The 22,959-nt window shown below is 35.3% G+C and carries 22 protein-coding genes and 1 pseudogene; 2 read left to right on the forward strand and 21 right to left on the reverse strand.

Going from position 1 to position 22,959, the window contains the following annotated elements; translation table 11 throughout:
* Window positions 1–107 precede the first annotated feature (107 nt).
* Window positions 108–1,337 (reverse strand): poly(R)-hydroxyalkanoic acid synthase subunit PhaE, encoded by a 1,230-nt coding sequence (locus tag HMPREF3023_RS00580; protein ID WP_070699927.1) that lies wholly within the window; start codon window positions 1,335–1,337, stop codon window positions 108–110.
* 351 nt (window positions 1,338–1,688) lie between these two features.
* Here HMPREF3023_RS00580 and HMPREF3023_RS00585 point away from each other — a divergent pair, with 351 nt between their 5' ends.
* Window positions 1,689–2,282, forward strand: a complete 594-nt coding sequence (locus HMPREF3023_RS00585; protein WP_070699928.1) for a leucine-rich repeat domain-containing protein — start codon at window positions 1,689–1,691, stop codon at window positions 2,280–2,282.
* Window positions 2,283–2,730: 448 nt separating this feature from the next.
* On the opposite strand, the gene HMPREF3023_RS00590 is transcribed toward HMPREF3023_RS00585, so the two are convergent.
* The 17 genes and pseudogenes from HMPREF3023_RS00590 to metG all read right to left on the reverse strand — a co-directional run bounded on the left by HMPREF3023_RS00590 (window position 2,731) and on the right by metG (window position 19,604).
* Window positions 2,731–3,729 (reverse strand): ornithine cyclodeaminase family protein, encoded by a 999-nt coding sequence (locus HMPREF3023_RS00590; protein ID WP_070699929.1) that lies wholly within the window; start codon window positions 3,727–3,729, stop codon window positions 2,731–2,733.
* 485 nt (window positions 3,730–4,214) lie between these two features.
* The gene (locus HMPREF3023_RS00595; RefSeq protein ID WP_070699930.1) at window positions 4,215–5,363 is read right to left on the reverse strand and encodes a 2-hydroxyacyl-CoA dehydratase subunit D; all 1,149 of its coding nucleotides are present in this window, start codon (window positions 5,361–5,363) and stop codon (window positions 4,215–4,217) included.
* Window positions 5,364–5,375: 12 nt separating this feature from the next.
* On the reverse strand, window positions 5,376–6,698 hold the full coding sequence (locus tag HMPREF3023_RS00600) for a 2-hydroxyacyl-CoA dehydratase subunit D (protein ID WP_070699931.1): 1,323 nt from the start codon (window positions 6,696–6,698) through the stop codon (window positions 5,376–5,378).
* A gap of 20 nt (window positions 6,699–6,718) precedes the next feature.
* Entirely contained in the window at window positions 6,719–7,537 is an 819-nt protein-coding gene (locus HMPREF3023_RS00605) for an acyl-CoA dehydratase activase (protein WP_070699932.1), read from the reverse strand.
* Between the two features lie 239 nt (window positions 7,538–7,776).
* Window positions 7,777–9,546 carry an acyl-CoA carboxylase subunit beta gene (locus tag HMPREF3023_RS00610; protein ID WP_070699933.1) on the reverse strand — a complete coding sequence of 590 codons (1,770 nt, stop codon included), beginning with the start codon at window positions 9,544–9,546 and terminating at the stop codon, window positions 7,777–7,779.
* A 13-nt stretch (window positions 9,547–9,559) separates the two neighbouring features.
* Window positions 9,560–10,357, reverse strand: a complete 798-nt coding sequence (gene gctB / locus HMPREF3023_RS00615; RefSeq protein ID WP_070699934.1) for a glutaconate CoA-transferase subunit B — start codon at window positions 10,355–10,357, stop codon at window positions 9,560–9,562.
* A complete protein-coding gene (gene gctA / locus HMPREF3023_RS00620; RefSeq protein WP_070699935.1) occupies window positions 10,357–11,328 on the reverse strand; it encodes a glutaconate CoA-transferase subunit A in 972 nt (323 codons plus the stop codon). Before gctA ends, gctB begins: the two co-directional genes overlap by 1 nt.
* Before the next feature lie 72 nt (window positions 11,329–11,400).
* Window positions 11,401–12,537 (reverse strand): sodium ion-translocating decarboxylase subunit beta, encoded by a 1,137-nt coding sequence (locus HMPREF3023_RS00625; protein ID WP_070699936.1) that lies wholly within the window; start codon window positions 12,535–12,537, stop codon window positions 11,401–11,403.
* 18 nt (window positions 12,538–12,555) lie between these two features.
* Window positions 12,556–12,993 carry a biotin/lipoyl-containing protein gene (locus HMPREF3023_RS00630; protein ID WP_070699937.1) on the reverse strand — a complete coding sequence of 146 codons (438 nt, stop codon included), beginning with the start codon at window positions 12,991–12,993 and terminating at the stop codon, window positions 12,556–12,558.
* Between the two features lie 42 nt (window positions 12,994–13,035).
* On the reverse strand, window positions 13,036–13,350 hold the full coding sequence (locus HMPREF3023_RS00635; RefSeq protein WP_070699938.1) for an OadG family protein: 315 nt from the start codon (window positions 13,348–13,350) through the stop codon (window positions 13,036–13,038).
* A 790-nt stretch (window positions 13,351–14,140) separates the two neighbouring features.
* Window positions 14,141–14,706, reverse strand: a pseudogene (locus HMPREF3023_RS00640) (manganese efflux pump MntP family protein).
* A 73-nt stretch (window positions 14,707–14,779) separates the two neighbouring features.
* Window positions 14,780–15,007, reverse strand: coding sequence for a glutaredoxin family protein (locus HMPREF3023_RS00645; protein ID WP_070699939.1), 228 nt, complete (start codon window positions 15,005–15,007; stop codon window positions 14,780–14,782).
* A gap of 118 nt (window positions 15,008–15,125) precedes the next feature.
* Window positions 15,126–15,476, reverse strand: a complete 351-nt coding sequence (locus tag HMPREF3023_RS00650) for an ArsR/SmtB family transcription factor (RefSeq protein WP_070699940.1) — start codon at window positions 15,474–15,476, stop codon at window positions 15,126–15,128.
* Window positions 15,477–15,483: 7 nt separating this feature from the next.
* On the reverse strand, window positions 15,484–16,335 hold the full coding sequence (gene rsmA / locus HMPREF3023_RS00655) for a 16S rRNA (adenine(1518)-N(6)/adenine(1519)-N(6))-dimethyltransferase RsmA (protein WP_070699941.1): 852 nt from the start codon (window positions 16,333–16,335) through the stop codon (window positions 15,484–15,486).
* Window positions 16,328–16,879: a ribonuclease M5 gene (gene rnmV, locus HMPREF3023_RS00660; RefSeq protein WP_070699942.1), complete on the reverse strand. Its 552-nt coding sequence runs from the start codon at window positions 16,877–16,879 to the stop codon at window positions 16,328–16,330. Before rnmV ends, rsmA begins: the two co-directional genes overlap by 8 nt.
* Window positions 16,876–17,640 (reverse strand): TatD family hydrolase, encoded by a 765-nt coding sequence (locus tag HMPREF3023_RS00665; protein ID WP_070699943.1) that lies wholly within the window; start codon window positions 17,638–17,640, stop codon window positions 16,876–16,878. Before HMPREF3023_RS00665 ends, rnmV begins: the two co-directional genes overlap by 4 nt.
* Window positions 17,641–17,648: 8 nt before the next feature.
* Window positions 17,649–19,604, reverse strand: a complete 1,956-nt coding sequence (gene metG, locus HMPREF3023_RS00670; RefSeq protein ID WP_070699944.1) for a methionine--tRNA ligase — start codon at window positions 19,602–19,604, stop codon at window positions 17,649–17,651.
* A gap of 251 nt (window positions 19,605–19,855) precedes the next feature.
* Between metG and HMPREF3023_RS00675 the strand changes: the two genes are divergently transcribed.
* Complete coding sequence (locus HMPREF3023_RS00675; RefSeq protein ID WP_070699945.1) at window positions 19,856–20,845, forward strand: YeiH family protein; 990 nt, start codon at window positions 19,856–19,858, stop codon at window positions 20,843–20,845.
* A gap of 132 nt (window positions 20,846–20,977) precedes the next feature.
* On the opposite strand, the gene HMPREF3023_RS00680 is transcribed toward HMPREF3023_RS00675, so the two are convergent.
* The 3 genes from HMPREF3023_RS00680 to HMPREF3023_RS00690 form a co-directional block, all read right to left on the reverse strand.
* Complete coding sequence (locus tag HMPREF3023_RS00680) at window positions 20,978–21,709, reverse strand: amino acid ABC transporter ATP-binding protein (protein ID WP_070699946.1); 732 nt, start codon at window positions 21,707–21,709, stop codon at window positions 20,978–20,980.
* A 1-nt stretch (window position 21,710) separates the two neighbouring features.
* Entirely contained in the window at window positions 21,711–22,481 is a 771-nt protein-coding gene (locus HMPREF3023_RS00685; RefSeq protein WP_070699947.1) for an amino acid ABC transporter permease, read from the reverse strand.
* Window positions 22,482–22,496: 15 nt separating this feature from the next.
* A partial coding sequence (locus HMPREF3023_RS00690) for a transporter substrate-binding domain-containing protein (protein ID WP_144019618.1) occupies window positions 22,497–22,959 on the reverse strand: 463 nt, incomplete at its 5' end.

The raw sequence follows: 22,959 nt of genomic DNA on the forward strand, positions 1-22,959 counted from the left end.
ATCAATAAATAATTGTCGAATAATAATAATAAAATAAGATATTAAAATTTTCCATAAAAAAATCTGTGGCAAAAACCACAGACTTTTAATAATAAAAATTATAAAACTTATTTATTTTTCTTCATTTCGTTTTTTAAGGCAGTTAATTCTTTCTTTAATTCTTCAAGCTCTTTCTTAAGTGCCTCATCGGCTTCAATTTTCGCCTTTTGATTTTCTTCCTTTAATTTTGCAACTTCTTCTTTTAGGGCCTTAATCTCTTTTTCAGAATCATTTTTTATCTTAGTTACTTTTCTCTCTAGGCTTGATTTTGATTTTTTTACGTCATAAAAATCCTTAGAAAGATCTTGAATATCACGCATAAATTCTTCTACATCCTTTGCTGTTGCAATAGGAAATTCTGCTAATTTTTCTGAAAGTCTTTCCTTGTAGAAATCTTTATTTTTTTCTACAATATCTAATACTTCTTGGACTTTTTCCTTGTAGTCACTAGAATTTATAAGCTCCTTGTAGGCCTTTTCAAAATTATTCATATAGAATCTGTAGAAATCTGAAAAGTCCTCTAATGATCCTTCTGTTTCAAGTCCTTCAATATAAGCTCTTTGAGCCTTTAGGGCAGTTTCTTGATTTTTCTTTTCTAGGAAGAGGTTAAAGTCTAATAATTTTACTTGTAGTTCAAGATAATTTTCTAAATCCTCTTTAGACTTAGCTTTTTCCTCTTCGCTTATGCCAATAGTTGGCATTTCATACATCTTGTCAATAATTCCTTGGTAGAAATTCTTTACATCTTCAACTAAAATTTCTGGCCTATTATTTATAGCTTCTTCATAAAAATCAATTGATCTCTTTGAATTTTCAATAGCTGGTCTTATAAATTTTTCTAAATTAAAGTTTTCTAGCACAGCGTAATAAGAATCAGGTATTAACTTGTAGAAATATTTTTTGGACATCTCTACTAATTCGTCACTGTAAAGTTCGAATAATTCAATTAATTTGTTTTGTGCAGCCACAAGATCAAGGTCCTTGTAAAAATCACCATAAGCAAGGTAAAGCTTGTTCAAAAATTCCATATTCTTCTTGTAAGCATCAATAGCATCCTCATATCCTGGCACTCTTAAGAAGAATTCCTTAAAATTATTTTCAAAATTTTGGTTAAACTTATTATAATCCTTTAAAAAGTCCATTGGATTTTTAAAATTATTCATATACATATTTGAGTAAAGGGGATTAAAAGCTCCAAAGTTAAAAGAATCCATAAACTTGCCATAGGCTTCCTTTTGGTTTTCAAAAATATTTTTTTGCATCTCCATCATATCTTCAAAAAATTTTTTATTATACATTTTGCCCTCCTTTTAACTAACATTACACTTCTACAATATTTAATTTAACATGATACATTAATAGTTTAATATAGTCAAGTAAAATTTCGATTATTCTCAGCATTTTTTAAAATTTTACATATTATTTACTTATCCTAAATTCTTTCTTATTATATTGTTACCCATTTTTAGGATATTATTTTATATTTCGTAACAAATTTTATTTAATTCAATCTTTTAGTAAAAAAGATTATTTTAATCATAAAAAGTGTTCATACTTCGCCTAATTAACAAGCTTCCTTTATAATTTTTGGTCCTTATGTTATAATGTAGGTAAGAAAAAATTTTAATTAGGGGGAGGACGTACATATTATGGAAAAACCTTGGGAGTTTGATGATTTTATTTTTGACGGTGATGTTCTAAAGGGCATGACAAGAAAGGGCAAAGACAAAATCAAAAATGAAGAATTATTTGATATGGTAGTGCCTACTGAAGGACCTGACGGAACTAAGATTAGAGTTATTGGAGAACAATGCTTCTTCAGAAGAAAACTTAACTCTGTTGTAATTCCTGAAACAGTAGAAGAAATTCAATACGAAGCTTTTGGTGTTAACAACCTTACTGAAGTAGAAATTCCTGATGCAGTTAAGAAGATTGACGCTTATGCTTTCTACAGAAACAAATTAACTGACGTTAAGTTACCAGAAGAAGTTGAATTTATTGGCGACAATGCTTTCTCACTAAATGAAATCGGTGAAATTGCAATTCCTGATACAGTTGAATTCATTGGCGTAAGTGCTTTCTACAAGAACAACCTTACAGAAATTGAATTACCTAAGAACATTAAGGAAATCGACATGTATGCATTCAGAAAGAATAACATCCATGAAGTTCATATTCCAGCTGGTATCGAAAAACTTGACCACAGAGCTTTCGAAGAAAACACTGTTGTTAAAGAAGACTAATAATTAATTATAAACTGTTGCTTTCGGGCAACAGTTTTTTTATTGTCATTTTTTATTATCCAAGCACTTGTCATACTTATTTGAAATCTTTTTTATAAGGAGTTCTTCTTATTATACTACTTTAAAAAAATTCCAACTTATCCTAACTTAAGTATTCTAATTTAACTTATACAGTTTAGTATTTCACAATCATCTTAAATCAAATTAATATTTCTTTAAAATACCAAACTCTTTTTTTACAATTTATGAAAGATAGTAAGATCTTAAATCTATTTTATTTAAAATATTAAAAACAATATTGAGGATAAAGACTTTTTCTAAACCTTTATCAACCACATTTTTATAAATCATATCTTATAAAGCTTTAAGACTCTTGAAATAATTTTTCTCATTTTTTTATACTTACATTAAAAAACTGCTGCTTGTGAGCAACAGTTTAAAATATATTTTACATTTCTATATTTCTTCCAATCCCCTTTTCCTTGGCAAGTTGGTAGATTCTTTCTCCCGCCACAAGATCAAGACCTGCAAAGCCAACGGTCTTAAACCATGTGATTTCATCTTTAGACTCCCTGCCCACTTCTTTTCCAAGAAGGAGGTCCCCAAGTTCATGTTCAATTTTTTCTTTAGAAATCTTCCCTTCACTAATTGGGATTATGACGTCGCCTGCTTCTTCAATTACACCTTCATTGGTGTCAGTGAAAATCTTGTCAGCCTTTACCAATAGTTCTGGAGGAGTCTCCTGCATGTCTGGTGTATAGGATCCAACACTATTGATATGTACGCCCTTCTTCACCTTATTACCGTCAAAGACAGGCCTCTTAGCAGTTGTCACAGTGGTTATTATGTCTACTTCTCCTATAACTTCATCAGAATTCGCAATAGGGATAATTTCTGCTCCATATTTTTTTAATCTTTCATTCATTTCTTCTGCAAACTTCTTTGCTCTTTCATAGTTCACATCACATACATAGGCTTTTTCTATGTCTCTTACTGCTAGGACTGCCTCAAGCTGAGTTGATGCTTGGCCACCAGTTCCTATTAATAGAAAAGTTTTTGCATCCTCATTGGCTAGAACTTCTGTGGCTGCACCTGAAACTGCTCCAGTCCTTAACCTTGTAAGAATTGTTCCATCAAGAATTGCCTTCACAAATCCATTTTCCTTGTCAATTAAAATCATTGTGGAAGGAGCGCTAACTAGACCCTTCTCAATATTTTCTGGATAGATATCGATTATCTTCATTCCAAGAGCATTCTTGTCCTTGATGAATCCCGGCATAAAAATTGCAGTACTTGATGAGCCTTTATCCACGTCAATTACAGTTCTTAGTGGTATATCTGATCCACCATTACTGTAGTTTTTTAGAGCTTCCTTATCTGCTTCAATTATATCTTTAATGTCAACTGCCTCTAAAATATCTTCTTCTCTTAAAATTAAAATTTCCATAGTTACCTTCTTTCTTTATATTTTTTATCAAATTTTATAAAATCTATATCCTAAAACTTTTAATATTATAGGCTAATTCTCCTAGTAATTTTAATTTTATCATATAGGCCATCTTTTACAATTATGTCTCTTTATTTCAATTTGTTTTTGTCTTAATCTGTTAATTAACATCCATTAGTAATTTATAAATTTTTTATTCTTCAACGTTTAAGTAATAGGTAATTTTAAAATAATAAAATAACAATAAATTCTTCTCTAATAAATTCTTGCTTCTTATCAGTTATTTATATCCTCATACTTATTTATAAGATAATAATTATCTGCAATCTCGCAATTATTTACAATCTTATAATTTTCTATAATCTCGTAATTTTTGATAATCTCTTAATTTACCCTAATTTTATAAAACCTTTAGTAAGTTAATTTCAAAATTAAATAAAAAAAGACGCCGATCACTCAGCGTCTCAAAAATTTATATTATTTTATTACATTCTATTAAGTTGAACCATTTCGTTAAATGTTTCAAGTTGAGTCTTAGCTTGACCGAAGTCAGTCATTTGTTGGTCATAACCAAGTTTGATTAGTGGAATACCAGCTTTTTCGTAAGCTTGTTTTAGTGATGGATATTCCATTTCTTCTGTATCGTTGAATGTCATCATGAATAATAGACAACCATCAGCGTCGTTATCAAGAGCTAGGTCAACAACATATTTTGGTCTCTTCCAAATGTCTGGGTCGTAAAGAATTGGATCTTCGTCCATTCTTGCAAATTGGTCAGCAAGTGCCATGTATGGATCTTCGATTGATGTATCAACGTCAACCTTGAATCCTCTTGATTCAGCTGCAACGTCATCTGCAACTACACATACGTTAAAGTTATCAAGAACTTCTAGAAGTGCAGGGTTATCAGTGATAACACCAGAAGTTACTACTCTTGGTCCCTTACATTCTTCTTTTGGCATAGCCTTAAGAGCTTCAATAAGTTCTTTTAGCATCTTGTTGTGTTCGTCTTTTAGCATGTGGTGTGATGCTTTAAGAACATTACTTCTGTCAGATGCTTTAATAGTTTGTGAATAGTCTCCACAAAGTTTAACGAATTCTCTCTTAAGAGCTCTGTTTTCGTTGTAAACTTCGAAAGCCTTCTTAAGGTTTTCGTCAGTTATCTTAACGTCACAGATTTCTTCAAGTCTTTCAGCAGCTTGTTTGAAGATTTTAGCGTTGTATGTTTTACCAAATTCTTCTTTTCTGTGTTGTGCGTGGTTTAAGAATACCATAGGGATTTCTCTACCTACAGAAACTTTGTAGTTTTGAGAGAATGGTCTTAGTGTATCATCAAGAGTTGTAATCATTGATGCGCTAAGTCCGTCTAGTGATCCGTCAAGACCCATTTCTAGACATCTAAGTGCTAGTGAGTAATAGAATGTTGGGAAATATTCTTTTGCCTTATCAATTGGGCCTTGTCCTCCCCAAACTCCAAATGGAACAAGTCCACCTGCATAGATAATTTCTTCAGGTGCGTAGTAAGGGAATACACCAACTACTTTTTTACCTTGATCAAGGTACTTGTCGATTTGTTCTCTTCCATTTTCTGCTATATGTTTAAATTCTTTTAATAATTCTTTTATATCAGTCATTTTGCACCCCTATTAAATTGTAGTCTTAGACCAATCAGTTTCTTTAGTGTTTTCGAAGTTAGTGTAGATGTCTTCGCCCTTAGCGATTCTATCTGCCTTTCTTTCGTTCATGATTTCAACTAAACCTTGAACTCTTGTCTTGTATTGTTCTTGAGAGAAGTTTCTTTCGTCAGCTTGGTCACCGTCAAAGTGAACTACTGGGATGTCAAGGTCTTCTCTCCATCTTCTTTCGATTTCAGGCATTGCTCCTGACCATGGCTTACAAGATCTATTGTAGTTAACAAGTGCTCCAGAAACTCCGTTTTCTTTAGCCATTGTTTCTCTCCATTCAACACCGTCTTCGATACATACTGAACAAGGTGCCTTACAGTAAGCTGCAGCCATTTCTCTAACAGTTGTGTATTGGAAACCGAAAGCAGGTGCATATACTACTGCAGTTACGTTAACTCCATTTTGTTTTAATGGTTCAAATAGGTTTCTTAGTCCTGGCCAGCAAGGTATACCTTCAAATAGGATTCTGTGTTCTTCTGGGTATTCCCAAGTAGAAGTTCCTTCCTTAACTGATTGTTCATATTCTTCAGCTAGAAGTTCAAAACCTTCTGCTGCGTCAATTTCACATCTTGCAGCAACAATGTCTGCCATGTGGTTAAATAGGTCAAATCCAGAAAGTGGAGATGGTTCGTAAGCCATGTATGAACAAGCCTTTAACCATGCAGCAGCAGTTCTGTTTGCAATTTGACAAGCTTCTTCGAATTTCTTTTCATCAAACTTCTTACCAGTAAGTTTTTCAAGTTGGTGAATAGCATATTCGAATTGGCCCATTAAGTAATCAACTTTTTCTTCAGGTACATCAACTGTGTTTTGGAATGGAATGTCAATCATGATCATTGGAATGTCGTGCATTCTTGCAATGTTTTCATACCATTTAGTCATCATGTTACAGATGTTGTTACAGCAAAGTACGAAGTCTGGTTGTGGCATTTTTCTTGAGTCAGTTGGTTCTCCAGCTGCGTAAGCAAGTGAAATTCTTGCGTAACCACAAATGTCGTTGTCATATCCCATATCTTCAGCTGTTTGACAAAGTCTTAAACCGTCTTTTTTAGCTGCAGTTGTAGCTGCGTGGTTTTCTGGATATACAGCGTGTAGTCCAAATGCCTTTGCAAGCTCAATAGGGAATTTAGATGATGACCATCCAACTAGTTCTCCTCTTTTTTTAGCATCCCATGCTGCTCCGTAAACTCTATCTACTACATTTCTTAGTGCTTGAGCTGCAGGAATGTTTCCTTCGATTGGTCTTGGTTTTTTACCAGGTATTTTTTGAATTTTTTCAGCCATAGTTTACCTCCTAAAATAAATTATGCATTAGCCTTTTCTTCTTTTAATTTTTCCAATTTACACTTTTGATATCCAAATAGTGCTGCTCCAAGAGCACCATTTAGTTGACATAATGGTGAAGTGTGGATCTTATGTCCTGTGTTTTCTTCAAGAGCTCTTTGCATGCCCTTATTTAAAGCAACACCACCTGTAAATACTATGTCATCATTTAAACCAACCCTCTTTGCAAGAGAACCAACTCTTGCTGCTATTGATTGGTGAATCCCCTTAACTATATCTTCAATCTTCGTTCCACTTGCAAGTTGTGAAATAACTTCTGATTCAGCGAAAACTGTGCAAGTAGAAGAAATACTAACATCTTTAGTAGACAGCTCGTCTAATTCTTCTAGTTTGGAAACATCCACTTCAAGAACCTTTGCGATAACATCTAAGAATCTTCCAGTTCCAGCTGCACACTTATCATTCATAACAAAGTTTTCAAGCATACCATTGTCTCCAATTTTTAGAGCCTTGGCATCTTGTCCACCGATATCAATGATTGTACGCACATTTGGGAATAAGAAGTACGCTCCCTTAGCGTGACAGGAAAGTTCAGACATTTGAAAATCAGCCTCTTCTAATGAAGTTCTGCCGTATCCAGTAGCCATAACATAAGATATGTCCTCTCTTGTCAAGTTAGCACTCTCAAGAGTTTCTTTTATTGTTCTTGACGGTCCACTAGTTCCAGCTCCTACATCTATACAAGAGCTTGAAATAATTTCTTTACCATCTTTCAAAATAATACTCTTTGAAGCAGTCGAACCAATATCGACTCCCATTGTATAAATAGCTTCTGCCATACAATCTCCTCTTTAATTAAAACTAATATCTTACTCTTCTTAATTCTACTATACTTATGTATCTTTGTCAAAAAGGCACAGGGCCAAGAAGTTGAGTTTTCTGGGCTTCTATGGACTTGAGACTTTACTATTTATATCTTTAGAATACTATTCTTTACTTATAGTAAGGTAAATTGTCATGTACAAAAATATTGGATAATCCTTTTGAGATTATCCAATAAAATTGTCATATTTTTATATTATTTAATATTATTTAGTCTGTCGTAATCTCTAATTATTCTTGGAGTAAGCATTTGATGAACTGGACAAATAGATTCTGGATCTTGGTACACACTTTCAGTGAAAGCGATGATGTAGTTTCTCCATAGATTCATATTTACTATTTCGTCTACTAGACCATACTTAGCACAAGAGAATGGTTTTGATTTTTCAGCATAATCTTGAATTAAATCGTTCATCTTGTCAATTGTAGGTTGTAGGTCTTTACCAGCCTTTTTATCCTTAGCAAGTCTTCTAGAGTACATTGCTGTAGCTGCTGTTTCTCCATTCATTACGTTGATTTCAGTTGCTGCAGAACCTAGTGAGAATGCGTTAGTGTCATTTCCTTGAGGTCCACCAAGTACATAGTGAGCTGCTGCAGTACCCTTTCTCATTGTAATTTCCATTTGTGGAAGATTAGAGTTTTGGATTGAGTAAATTAGTGATTGACCAAGTCCTAGTAATTCAGCCTTTTCTGCATCATCGCCTACGTCGATACCAGTAGTATCTTGTAGCCAGATAATAGGAAGTCTGTCTCTAGCACATAGTGTCACGAATTCGTTCATCTTTATTAGACCTTGTCTATAAAGTTTACCACCAATAGAGATGTGTTTTGGATCATTGTAGTATTCTGGATAGCCCATTAATAGACCTTGAACGTTAGCTACAACACCAACTAAAAGTCCGTTAACTTTTGCAAGTCCAGTTACCATTTCTCTACCGTATCCCTTTTTGTATTCCATAAATTCAGAACCGTCAAATAGTCTTGAAATTACGTCATAAACGTCATATGCTTTTTTACCATTTTGTGGAATTATTGAGTACATGTCGTTAGGGTCATATAGTGGATTCTTTGGATCGTCTACTCTGAAGAATTCTCTTTCATATTTAGGAAGCATTGAAAGATACTTTCTAATACCTTCAAGAACTCCTTCTTCTTCAACGTAGCATTCTCTCATGAAACCAGTTTGTGCGAAGTGAACGCCAACTGATCCTGGAGGAGTTGTTTTCTTAGCATTTGCAGTTTGGTCTGCAATTTGGTTAGCTCCTTCTTCGTCGATATATCCCTTAGGATTCATACCGCCAAGGATTCCAGCTCCACCAACAGCCATGTTTGCATCTTTGTGTGCAACGATGATTGTAGGTGAAATTGAGTGGTATCCACCACCTGCTGGGTTAGTACCATAGATACCAACAATTACAGGAACTCCACATTGGTTAAGTCTTGAGTTTCTGTAGAAAGGAGTACCTCCACCACGTCTATTTGGATAAACTTTTTCTTGTTCGTCAAGTTTAACACCAGAACAGTTTAGGATATAAACTAGTGGAATTCTAAGTCTTTCAGCAGTGTCTGATGCTCTTAGAAGGTCATCAGCTTGTCCTGCAATCCAAGCACCTGCAAGTTTCTTGTTATCGCTGGCAACAATGTAAACCCATCTGTCGTCAACTTTAGCAAGTCCCTTTACGATACCAGTAGTACCGTGATCATTTTCACCAGGATTGTAAATTGTGTTTAGTGGGCACCATGTACCTTCATCGATAAGTTCAGCAATTCTTTGAAGTGCTGTCATTTCGCCACGTTCATTTACTTTTTCATCTGGTTTACCAGCGGAAAGAGCCTTTTCAGCGTATTCTCTGATTTCTTCTTCAATTTCTCTTAGTTGATTGAAGTTTTCTTCATCTACTGCTTTTAAAGGATTTCCAATTGTCTTCATATTTTGGAAATATGAAGCAAGTGAATATTGTGCCATTTGTCCTCCTATATTATTCTTCAACAGGCTTCTTTATGAAAGCTTCGCCTGGGTCTATTTCTTCTCTAATTAATTTGATTACATCTTCGTCTGGTGCTTCAAGTTCAACTGCACGAGAAACGTCAATGTCAAATCCTGTATTTTCAATTACATCTTCTGGAGATGAAGATGGATAATATCCTGCAAGATACATTTTCTTAGTATCTTCATCAAACTTAAGGATACCCTTATCTGTTACAACCATTTGTGGTCCAACATTTTCAGGAATACCTACTCTAGTTCTTCCACCAGGGCCATCTATCCAACCTGGAGAAGTGATGTAGTCGATTTTTTCCATGAATCTTCTCTTTTCGTGTTGCATCATGATAATAGTATTTACATAAGTTGCAATACCGTTAGCTCCACCAGATCCTGTGAATCTAGTCTTAGGGTGGTGGTAGTCACCGATTACTGTAGAGTTAACATTTCCGTATGGGTCAATTTGAGCTCCACCGATAAATGCGATCATTCTCTTCTTGTCGTGTTTCCATTCGTTAGCTTGGAATCCAACGTATGTTGCGTTTGTCCAGTGAACACCACAGTGTGCCATAAATCTGTTGTCACCAACTGATCTTGGAACTTCGATTGGGTCACAGTCCATTAGTCCTGATTCTACGATTAGGTAGCAGTTAGGAGCATAAACTGCCTTTGCAAGAGAAGCACCAATTAGTGGTAGTCCTGTACCTACAATTGCGATTTGACCATCTTTAATTTGTCTTGCAATTGTAACTGCTTGCATTTCTTTATTAGTATAGTTGTCGTATCTAGCCATTATTTTTCTTCTCCCTTCTTTAGTACGTCAGTTGCGTATCCAAATCCTGGAACATCCTTAAGTCCAATTACTCTAGTTGCACCTAGTTTGTTAAGGTATGCATCGTGATCTTCAACTCCGTACACCCATTCGTCTAAGAATGCATTGAAATCTTCTTCTGTCTTTGATTTAACATTGTACATCTTGTAGAAATCAGCATCATAGTCGTAGTATTTGTAACATTGTGAAGGGTGAGCTCCAAATGGCGCGTGAACTACTGCATCAACACAGAATCCTGGAATTTTGTTTTCGTCAGCGTTGAATTTCTTAATGTATTCGTCACTTACAAGTTCTTCGCAAGTTACGATAACTTTTTTAGCTGCGATTGCAATGTCAACATCGTGGAATGTGTTTCCAAGAATTCTTGTAGTTCCATCTGGAGAAGCCATTTGTACGTGAATTACTGCAGTATCAATTTCTGGAACTGGTGCTGCAACTAATTTTTCACCTTTCTTGAATGGGTTTTCAACATAGATGAATTTGTCATCTGGAAGTTTGTCGATTTTTTGTCTTTCTTCTTTAGAGATACCCCATTCGTCTACTAAACTTGAACCCATCATAAGTCTAACTGGTAGGTATGGAAGGCCAAGTGCAGCTGCGTGAATTCTTTGCATTTCAACGTCTTGAGAGTAGTCTTCCATTAGAAGTTCTCCCTTTTCAACTGCTGCTCTAAATCTTCTTGATACGTTTGTATATCCTGAGTTAGCAGTGTAGCAATTTATGTATGCTTTCACTCTGCCAGCTCCAATTAGTGTGTCCCAGTCCCCTCCTGCAGGTCCTGCTTCAACGATAAAGTCCTTTTGTCCTTGACGTAGGATTTCGTTTACTGCTGCGTAAGGCTTTCTGTTTGTTGTGAATCCCCCAAAAGAGATTACATCGCCATCTTCAACATATTTTGCTATGGCGTCTTTAAGATTCATTACTTTACTCAAGTTAAAACCTCCTTATTGTTCCATATATAACTTGATTGCATAAATATTCAGCTCACGATGGAGCTGAATGAATTAATGACTAAATAGAATTAAGAATGTACCTGCTGCTACGGCTGAGCCAATAACTCCCGCAACGTTAGGTCCCATTGCGTGCATTAGTAAGAAGTTAGTAGGATTGTATTTTCTACCTTCAACTTGTGCAACACGCGCTGCCATTGGTACTGCTGATACACCAGCTGATCCAATTAGTGGATTAATTTTTCCACCTGTTACTAAATATAAAATTTTACCAAATATAACACCGCCTGCTGTTGCAAAACAGAATGCCATAAGTCCTAGAGCAATAATTTTAATTGTTGCTGGTTGTAGGAAAGTTGTTCCGTCTGCTGTAGCCCCTACTGTTACACCAAGCATGATAGTAACAATGTTCATAAGAGCATTTTGTGCAGTGTCTGATAATCTATTAACTACTCCAGATTCCTTAAATAGGTTTCCAAGCATTAGCATACCAAGAAGTGGTGCTACGTCTGGAAGAAGTAGTGATGTGAAAAGTACAACTACAACTGGGAAAATTACCTTTTCTAGTTTAGTTACTTTTCTTAGTGATGTCATAACTGTTTTTCTTTCTTTTTCAGTAGTAAGTGCCTTCATGATTGGCGGTTGAATCATAGGGATAAGCGCCATGTATGAATAAGCTGCTACTGCTATTGGTGCAAGTAAGTGTGGTGCTAGTTGTGATGTTGTAAAGATAGCTGTTGGACCATCTGCTCCACCTATAATAGCGATTGATGCTGCTTCTGAACCTGTAAATCCAAGTTTAACAGCAATAATAAAGGCAATGTAAATACCAATTTGCGCTGCTGAACCTAAAATAAGAGAAATAGGGTTTGCAATAAGTGGTCCGAAGTCAGTCATTGTACCAACACCCATGAAGATTAGACATGGGAATAAGTTTGACTTAACACCATTATACATAATAGCTAGAACACCTGATGATTGCCAAGGGTCTGCTACATCCATTAGGCCTGCTAGTGGTAAGTTTCTTAAAAGCATACCAAATGCAATAGGAAGAAGTAATAGTGGTTCGTATTCTTTTTTAACTGCTAAATAAATTAATATGAAGGATACGATAAACATTACGACATTTTGCCATTGCAAGGCTGCGAACCCTGATTCGGCCAGTATTCCCTGTAATGTTTCAATTAACATAAGTTTTTGACCTCCCTATTATTGTACACTTGCTAGTACTGCGTCAGTATCTACTGTTTCTCCAGCTTTTACATTAAGTGTTACTGTACCTGCACATGGAGCTACGATTTCGTTTTCCATCTTCATAGCTTCAAGAATAAGAATTACATCTCCTGATGCAACTGTATCTCCATTATTAACATTAACTTTAAGAACAGTTCCTGGCATTGGTGCTACTACATCTCCTGCTCCGCCTGCTGGTGCTGCTGGTGCTGCAGGTGCAGGTGCTGGTGCTGGTGCTGCAGGAGCCGCTGGTGCTGCTGGAGCTGGTGCAGGTGCTGCTGCTTGAGGAGCTGGTGCTGCAGGTGCTGCAGGTGCTGCTGTTAATGATGCTGGTGTAAGTGATTGATATCCTCCACCAACTTTTTCAACTTCTACTTCAAATACTTTTCCATCTACTTTAACTTGATATTTCATTAATTTCTCCTTTTCATAAATAATAGAATAATTTAAAATAATTTATTTCTTTTCGTTTATAGATACGATTCTAAAACTTTCAACTTTCGATCTTTCTTGCATGCTGATAGCTCCAACTATTGCTGCTAAAAGTGCAGGGTCCATGGAATTATCAACTGGTGCTGCTGCTTTTGGTTGAGCCTTTTTAGCTCCTTGACTTGGTTTTTTATCGTCTTCCTTACCTTGTATAGCTCCAACTATCTTAGTAATAAGGGCAATTGCTATTAGTAAAGAAATAAGAGCCAAGAAAACTACGCAAAAACCTGTCAACGCTACGCCAAAGGCTTGCCCAAGGGTAAGATTAACATCTCCTAACATTATCACACCTCCCCAAGTGGTTTCATATTACGGAATCCATTCCAGCTTTTAGGAATATTATAACAAAGACCTTTAATTAATTCAATTAAAAAACTCTATGTATCATCGATTAATCAAAATCTTTTGCAAATTAATTATACATTAAATATTAATCAAAATAAAGGAAAGCCTTTTTAGGAAAATTCATAAGTTGAACAAATTTTAAATATTTTTAACTATTGATTACATTTGTTAAAAAAAGATTTAATTATAATTTATTTTCTCTTAAATTTTTATTTTATGGGCAAAATCTTTGACTAAGTGAAAATCCAAAAAATTTATTTTATTCTTTATCATATTAAAATCTGAAAATCTTATCTTTTTGTAAATTTTAATTGTCTTCTGATCTTTTTCTTTTTTCTTTCTATTATTTATAGATTGTTTTTGCTTTTTACTGATTAAGTTTTAAGTTTTTGCTAAATGTTTTTTAATTTTAATTTACTTACTCCTCGTGAGTTTGTTTTATGCCTTTAATTCTCATAAAACTTTTTTCACAAAAGGATTTTGAATTTTAAAAAGATTGCCAATGGCAAACTTTTTGATGTGTCATCAGCGAACTATAAAGTTTCAATAATTTTTAACTTCATAAAAATTTGTAAAGTTATAAAACTTTATGACTTTATAAAAAATTTTGAACTTACAAAAATCTGCAAGATTTAAAATAAAAATTCTCAACAAAAAAACTCCCAAGATTATCTTGGAAGTTCTCATCATAATATTATTTTAAATTTTTTCTATTAATATATACTTTTTATAAGGTAAGTAAGCCTAGGTGTTCCACTAAAATCTTTGTCCCCAATAAAATCAAGATTATTCCACCAGCAACTTGGGCCTTGTCCTTTAAGGCTATGCCAAAGAACTTTCCTATTTGAACCCCAGCAAAGGAAATTATAAAAGTTGTAAGCCCAATCACTAGGACTGCAAGAGAAATTCTTATTTTTAAAAAGGCAAAGGAGACTCCAACTGCCAAGGCGTCAATGGAAGTTGCAATAGCAAGCATAAAAAGATTTTTTATGTCAAGTCTATCTTCTTCCACAGGACAAGTCTTGTCTCTCGCATCTCTTATCATGTTAAGTCCAATTAGTCCAAGAAGGACAAAGGCAATCCAGTGATCTATTGCCTGAAGTTTCTCTGCAAAGATAGACCCCAAAAATATCCAATAAGAGGCATAAGTCCTTGGAAGACCCCAAAGAAGAGGGCTATCACAAGGGACTTTTCAAGAAAGTTTTTCTTAATTGCAAGCCCCTTACAAATGGCTGCCGCAAAGGCATCCATGGAAAGGCCAACTCCTATTAATAATACTGAAATAAAATTCATCTACACCCACCAATCATCACTTGTCACAAAAAAATAGATGCCTTAAAGCATCTATTTTTATCTTATTTTAAAATTATTTTAGCAATTCGTCTAATCTAGCCTTGTCGAATCCAACGATTTGTTCGTCATCAACACAAATTACAGGAACTCCTGTATATCCCATTGCCATTAATTCTTGTCTTGCTTCCTTGTCTGTTTGCACATTTTTTTCTTCAAAGGCAACTTCCTTATCCTTAAGATAGTCTTTTGCCATTGTGCAATAAGGACAAGTGTTACTTGTATATACTGTTACTTTACTCATTTTTATTCCTCCTCATTACAATTTCATTATACTCTAAGGTTCTTTAAAAAATCAAACCTTTTGACTTTCTTCTATAATAAATAACTTTTATAAGGTTTTATAAATTTTTATCTAAGAACTATAACTTATGCTCAGCATGTTCTAGTCCATCCTTAAAAATGCAGAGGACGTGATCATCATCAAGGGAATAGTAGGCCCTTCTCCCACGTCTTTTTACCTTGATTAGGCTTTGGGACCTAAGTAGGGCAAGTTGATGGGATATTGATGACTGACTCATGCCAAGTAGTTCAGAAATATCTGATACACATAGGGGCCCCTTCATCAAGGCATAAATAATTTTTATCCTAGTTGGGTCTGACAGGGCCTTAAAGATTTGGGATAAGTTACCTATTAACTTTTCTTTTTCATTGAAACTAGATATGTCCGTCTGAACTTCTTCAGGAATATCATCTATAAAATTGTCTTTCATAGTTTTCTTACCCCACACTTTTAAAGTTAACACTTAATACAATAAATTCTTCTAGGCTGAGGGTCTCTGCCCTTCTTCCTCCATCAATTCCACTGAGTTCAAGTGCTCTTTTTATTTCATCCTTGCTATAAGGGAGTCCTGAATTGGAAAAAGAGTTTATCAAGGTCTTTCTCCTAGTGGTAAAGGCTGCCCTAACTATTTTAAATAAGAAGTCTGTATCAAGGTCTTCTCTTTCCTTCATCTTTAAGTTGACAACTGCAGAGTCAACATTGGGCTTTGGCATAAAAACTGAGCTGGGAACTTGGAACTTGTACTTGCAGTCTGTGTAATAATTTATAAAAACTGAAAGTGATCCATAGTCCTTGTTACCAGGTTGAGCAGCAAGTCTCTTTGCAACTTCCTTTTGTACCATTACTGTTATAGAAATTAAATTAACTTTTGATAAAATCAACTTTTCTATAATTGGTGTAGTCACATAATAGGGAAGGTTAGCAACGACCTTAAAACCCTCGTCACCAAATTCTTCTTCAGCTATTTTTTTGAGGTCAAGGTCTAAAAAGTCTCCGTATATTACCTTTACATTGTCTATGTCCAAGGTTTCCTTATGAAGTTCTCTTAACTTTTCGTCAATCTCAACTGCCAAGACTTTTTTTGCCCTTAGGGCCAACTCCTCTGTCATGGTTCCAACTCCTGGACCAATTTCTAGGATGTTGTCATCTTCAGTAATTTCTGCTGCATCAGCAATTTTTCTTACTATATTTCCATCTATTAAAAAGTTTTGTCCCAGAGACTTTGTAAATCTAAAGCCATACTTGGAAAGAATTTCTGAAAGTTTGCTGGGTTTATATAATCTATCTATGGGAGTTCACTTCCTTCATAGCCTCTTCAAATTCTTCCCTTGTTATCCCAAAGGAATTTAATTTGCTAAGGGTCTTTTTTCCATTTCCATATCCTATCTTTAGGATTTCAGAAAGCATTTCACGTCTACTGCTTGCATCATCAGAGTTTATTAGGTCGTTCTTTATTAAGTCAGCCATGGTAAATTCTGTTGATTTTTCTGCTTTTGTTGCCCTTGCAGCCTTTAGGGCCTTTAGGATTTCCTCTGGAGAGGCATTTTCAACTCCAATATCCCCATGTTTTGTGGATACCCTTTGAGAAAGGTAGGCATGCTTGGCTGTGGGAATCTCATCAGCGATTCTCTTCCTAATTTGTGATCCCATATAGTCAGAGTCTGTGAAAATTATTATTCCCTTCTTCTTGTCCATTTCTTTTAAGAGATTTATTAATTTTCTTCCGAAAGCAAAGCCGTGAGTGGTTATAATTTCTGCATCAACTGCCTTTTTAATGGCAATTTCATCATCACGACCCTCTGCGACAATTACTTCTTTAATTGTCATCTTCATATTCCAAAAAACCTCTTTGTATTTTCTGCCGTTATCTTTTCCACTTCTTCTGGGTCAATTTGCCTTAGGTCTGCAATATATTGGCAGACAAACTTAACAAGTTTAGGCTCATTTCTCTTGCCCCTGTGTGGAACAGGTGTCATGTAAGGACAGTCTGTCTCAAGTAGGAGCCTATCAAGTGGAACCTTCTTTGCAACTTCCTTTGGAGTCTTTGCATTCTTAAAGGTAACTGCACCACCAAGGGCAATGTAATCCCCCATCTTCATATACTCTTCCATCATTTCAACTGATTGGGAGAAGCAGTGAATCAAGGCTGTGAATTCATATTTTTCGTGAGCCTCTTTTAAGATGTCAAAGGTATCCTTAACTGCATCACGAGAGTGGATGACAATATTTTTGCCAAGTCTTGCTGCAAGTTCAATTTGTCTTTTAAAGACTTCCTTTTGCACATCTCTTGGAGAGTTGTCGTAGTAATAGTCTAGTCCAATTTCTCCAAGAGCCATGACTTTTTCATTTTTTGAAAGTTCAATTAACCTTTCTTCCACCCCATCATCATAAGTCTTTGCCTCATGAGGGTGGACTCCAATGGCTGCATAAATATTTTCATACTTATTTGCAAGTTCCACCGACCTCTCAGATGATGGGAGGTCAGAGGAATTATTTATTACAAGTTCTATTCCATTATCGCCTAGGCTTTTGATTAGGCTATCTCTATCTTCATCAAAGGCCTGATCATCTAGGTGGACATGTGAATCTATCATCTTTTCTCCTAACTAATTTTTGCTCCTGATTTAAGGTCAGCTAAAGTTGATGCAAGGCTTAGGTTCTTTTCATCATCTTCTGCTGCAAGAATCATCCCCTTGGATTCAACTCCTCTTAACTTAATTGGCTTTAAGTTTACAATCATTAGGACCTTCTTGCCAATTAAATCTTCTTTTTTGTAGTAGTCCTTGATGCCAGATACAACTTGCCTATCCATGTCGCCAACTTTTAATTTTAATACAAAAAGTTTGTCAGCATTTGGATGGTCTTCTACATCAACAACTTCAGCCACTCTTATATCAAGTTTGTCAAAATCATCTATAGTAACTTCTTCTTTTATATCTTCTTTTTCTTTCTTATTTTCTTTCATAATTCTTGACTCTAATAAGGCTGTGTTTTCTTCATTAAATCTTTCGATTTCAGCTTCTATATCAAGTCTTGGGAAGATGACTTCTCCCTTCTTAACCTTAGTGCCATCAGGAAGTAGACCAAATACTCTTGCATCTTCCCAGTTAATTTTTTCATCAAGGCCAAGTTGCTCCCTAATCTTAAGTGAAGTTTCCTTGATAAATGGATAAATTAGAACAGAAACAATTCTCAAACTTTCTGCCAAGTTATATAAAACAGTGTTTAGCCTGTCTTTCTTGTCTTCATCCTTTGCAAGCTTCCAAGGTTCTGTTTCGTCAACATACTTGTTAGTCCTTCTTATTAACTTCCAAATTGATTCTAGGGCAACAGAGAATTCGTAGTGTTCCATTGCTTTTTCAACATTATCTACAACGGAAACTGCAAGATTTTCTAAATCGTCATCAACATCTTCCCTTACACCCATGTCCTCGATTACTCCATCGTTGTACTTGCCAACCATGGAGACAGTCCTTGAAAGTAGGTTACCAAGGTCATTGGCCAAGTCAGAGTTAAGTCTTTGCATGAATTTTTCTATATTAAAGGATCCGTCAGAACCAAAGGAGAATTCACGAAGTAGGAAGTACTTAAGAGCGTCAACTCCGTAAAGCTTGATAATTGGTTCAGGGTAAATAACATTTCCCTTGGACTTACTCATCTTGTCGTTGTCAAATAAAATCCAACCGTGACCAAATACCTTGTCTGGTAGAGGTAAATCTAGAGCCATTAAAATTGCTGGCCAAATAATTACGTGGAATCTGATAATTTCCTTTCCAACAAAGTGGACACCAGCTGGCCAATAATCATTGAATTTATCCTTGTCAGTTCCATAACCAATTGCAGTCAAGTAGCAAGTTAGGGCATCAATCCAAACGTAGACAACGTGTTTTGGATCAAAGGGAACCTTAACTCCCCAATCAAAAGTTGACCTTGAAACAGAAAGGTCTTCAAGTCCACTTTCTCCTTCAAAGAAGTTTCTAACCATTTCATTTTTTCTAAAAGCTGGCTCAATAAACTCTGGGTGGTCTTCGTAATATTTTAAAAGTCTGTCCTTGTATTTAGAAAGTCTAAAAAAGTAGGACTCTTCATTAGTAAGCTCAGTTGGTCTGCCACAGTCTGGACAAGTGTGACCTTCACCTAGTTGGGCTTCAGTCCAGAAGGACTCACATGGTTTACAATAGTAGCCCTCGTATTCGCCCTTGTAGATGTCTCCCTTGTCATAGAGCTTTTGGAAGATCTCTTGAACGTCCTTTTGGTGGTCCTCATCAGTTGATCTAACAAAGTAATCGTAGTCAATATCCATAATTTCCCAAAGCTTTTTGATATTTTTAACAATTCCATCAACATAAGCCTTTGGCTCCATGCCAAATTCCTTAGCCTTATCTTCTATTTTTTGGCCGTGTTCATCAGTACCAGTAGTAAAGAAAACATCGTAACCTTGCATTGTCTTAAATCTCTTTACGCAATCAACTGCCACAGTACAATAAGTGTGACCAATGTGAAGATTGTCACTTGGATAGTAAATTGGCGTTGTGACATAAAATTTTTTATTACTCATAAAACCTCCATAAAAAAACCCAATCCATAGGGATAAGGTCTTGGCATAAACTGTCAATATTCCGATAAATTTCTACATATATTAGAATAATTATAACTGAATAAGACTATAAAATCAATTTCAAGCTCTAATTTATCAACTTCTACTTAGTCCATAAAATAATTTTATATGCCAAATTTTTTATCTTGTTGTATAATAGATACTTGTTTCATAAATTATTTTTATAAATAAATTTTAATCAGGAGGTTATTATGAATAAAAATTTACTTAAGGGTCTGATTTTTTCTGGCCTTATTGGTCTTGTTGCCTACTTTTTGGGCAAGAGCTTCCCACTTGTTGGTGGACCTGTCTTTGGTATCTTACTTGGAATTATTTTAAATAATTTTAAAAGACCAGAGTCCTTTGAAGCTGGAATCAAGTTTACATCCAAAAAAGTTTTGCAATACGCCGTAATCCTTTTGGGTTTTGGACTTAATCTTGGAGAAATTATTGTTGTTGGTAAGTCATCACTTCTTATAATTCTTTCAACAATTTCCACTGCCTTAATTATTTCCTTTGTCGTTGCAAAAATTCTAAATATTGATTCTAACATCGCAACTCTTGTTGGTGTTGGCTCATCAATTTGTGGTGGTTCTGCCATTGCTGCAACTGCACCTGTTATCAACGCAAAGGATGAGGATGTTGCAACTTCTATTTCTGTAATATTTTTGTTTAACATCATCGCCGCTCTAATTTTCCCAACTCTTGGGGTTAAGCTTGGCATGACTCACACAGGCTTTGGCATGTGGGCAGGAACTGCTATTAACGACACATCTTCTGTTGTGGCTGCATCTGGAACTTGGTCAACTATGTTTAATGACGACACAGCTCTTAATTATGCCACAATTGTAAAATTAACAAGGACTCTTGCCATTATCCCAATCACTCTTGGTCTTGGCATTATCAAGTCAAAGGAAAGTACAGAAAAAGTTAGCGTTCTTAAAACTTTCCCAACTTTTATCTTGTTCTTCCTTCTTGCATCAATTATCACAACTGTCCTTCCATTACCTGACTCCTTCTTGTCAGCTATGAAGTTCTTGTCAAAGTTCTTTATAATTATGGCAATGTCAGCTATTGGTCTTAACACAGACCTTAAAAAATTAATTTCTCAAGGTGGCAAGGCTATCATAGAAGGTGCCCTTTGCTGGATAGGAATTATTTGTGTCAGCTTGTTTATGCAACACTTATTACACATTTGGTAAGATTTAAAGTTTTATAATTCTTTACAATGCAGCCTAAAATGGCTGCTTTTTTTGTATTTTTATAAAATATCTAAACACTCACAAAACTAATAAAAATAGGCAAAAAAATAAAGGCCCTCTCGAGCCTTTCTTTTATAAAACCATGGACAAAAATTCCTTTGCCCTTTGTGTCTTTGGACTTGTGAAAAATTCTTTTGAGTCTTCGTCTTCTGCTATGACTCCCTTGTCCATAAAGAGGACCCTGTTTGACACGTCTCTTGCGAAACCCATCTCATGAGTTACAACAAGCATTGTGAGTCCCTCTTCTGCCAGGTCTCTCATAACATTTAGGACTTCCTTTACCATCTCTGGGTCAAGAGCCGATGTCGGTTCATCAAAAAGTAGGACTTCAGGATTCATGGCAAGGGACCTTGCTATTGCCACCCTTTGCTTTTGTCCACCAGATAGGGATGTTGGCCTTGCGTCCCTAAAGGGATACATGCCAACTTTTTCAAGGAACTGGTCTGCAATCTTAACTGCCTCGTCGCGAGACCTCTTTAGGACCTTTACCTGTCCTATTACACAATTTTCAAGAACAGACATGTTGTTAAAGAGGTTAAAGGATTGAAAAACCATTCCAACCTTTGTCCTGTAATTATTAATAGAAGAATTTTCTTCTAAGATGTTTTCTCCGTGGTATAAAATCCTTCCAGAATCTGGTTCTTCCAAACGGTTGATACATCTTAAGAGAGTTGACTTACCTGATCCAGATGAGCCAATTATTGAAACAACTTCGCCCTTTTGGACCTTAAAATTTATTCCCTTTAAAACTTCATTTGCTCCAAAACTTTTTTCCAAGTTTTCTATTTCAAAAATATTGGCCATCTCACACCTCTTCCTTTACTTCTATAACTTCTGCTGTTGATTGTGATCCATAAATCTTATAAGATCCGTCTCCGTCTAACTTCTTTTCAACAAGCTTCATAATTTGACTCACACTTACTGTTAAGACTAAATAAATTAAGGCTGTTATGAAGAAGACTTCGAAATATCTAAGATAAGTTCCTGCAGCTGACTTTGAAATAAAGAATAGTTCTGAAACAGAAATTACGTTAAGAACTGAAGAGTCCTTGATGTTTACAATAAATTCATTTCCAACTGAAGGGATAATATTTCTCACAGCTTGAGGAAGGACAACTTCTGTCATTGTTTGCCAATGAGTCATTCCAATGGAAAGGGCTCCCTCAGTTTGTCCCTTGTCTACAGAAATAATTCCACCTCTTATTATCTCTGCCATATAAGCTCCTGTGTTTACAGAAACTATAATTAGGGCTGAAGGCATAGCTGCCATATTTAAATTAAAATATTGTAGGGATCCATAATAAAACATCATGGCTTGAACCATCATTGGAGTCCCCCTAATAACTTGGATATAAATGCTAATGATGACATTTAAAATCTTTAGGCCCACCCTCTTAAAGGCAGATGACTTTTTATTTACTTTTGTTGTTCTTACTATTGCGATTAAAAGACCTATTAAAAAACCAATTAAAGTACCCACAACGGCAATTATAATTGTATTAATAGTCCCCTCAACAAAGAGGGGGCCATATTCTTTTAATAAAAATCCAATCCATCCAAAAAAACTACTTGGCATATTTATCTCCTATACTTATTCACCTAGTGGTTGGTTAACAACAGCTTCTTCCATTATGCTTTGTCTTTCATCTTCAGAAATTTTTGAAAGAGCTTGGTTTACTTGGTCAAGAAGTTCTGTGTTTCCTTTTTTAACTCCTACAGCAATTGATGTATCTTCAACAGAAGTTTGGAATCCATTAGCTTCATCAAATTCAACAAAAGTTAAGTCGTCATTTGCTGCTACAGCTGATAGGGCTCCTGGTCTTTCTGAAATGTATCCGTCAATCTTTCCACTTCTAAGAGCAACTATCATTGCTGGGAAAGTTTCAAGAGCAGTTGATTTGTTTACACCTTCCATTTGATCAATAACATCGTAGTGGAAAGTGTTAAGTTGACCAGTTATATTTGCTCCTGCAAAATCATTTATGCTTTTTGCATTAACAAGAGGAGAGTCTTTTTTAACAACAACTACAAGGTCTGATGTGTAGTAAGTGTCA

The sequence above is a fragment of the Peptoniphilus sp. HMSC075B08 genome (genome assembly GCF_001815405.1).
Lineage (GTDB): Bacteria > Bacillota > Clostridia > Tissierellales > Peptoniphilaceae > Peptoniphilus_A > Peptoniphilus_A harei.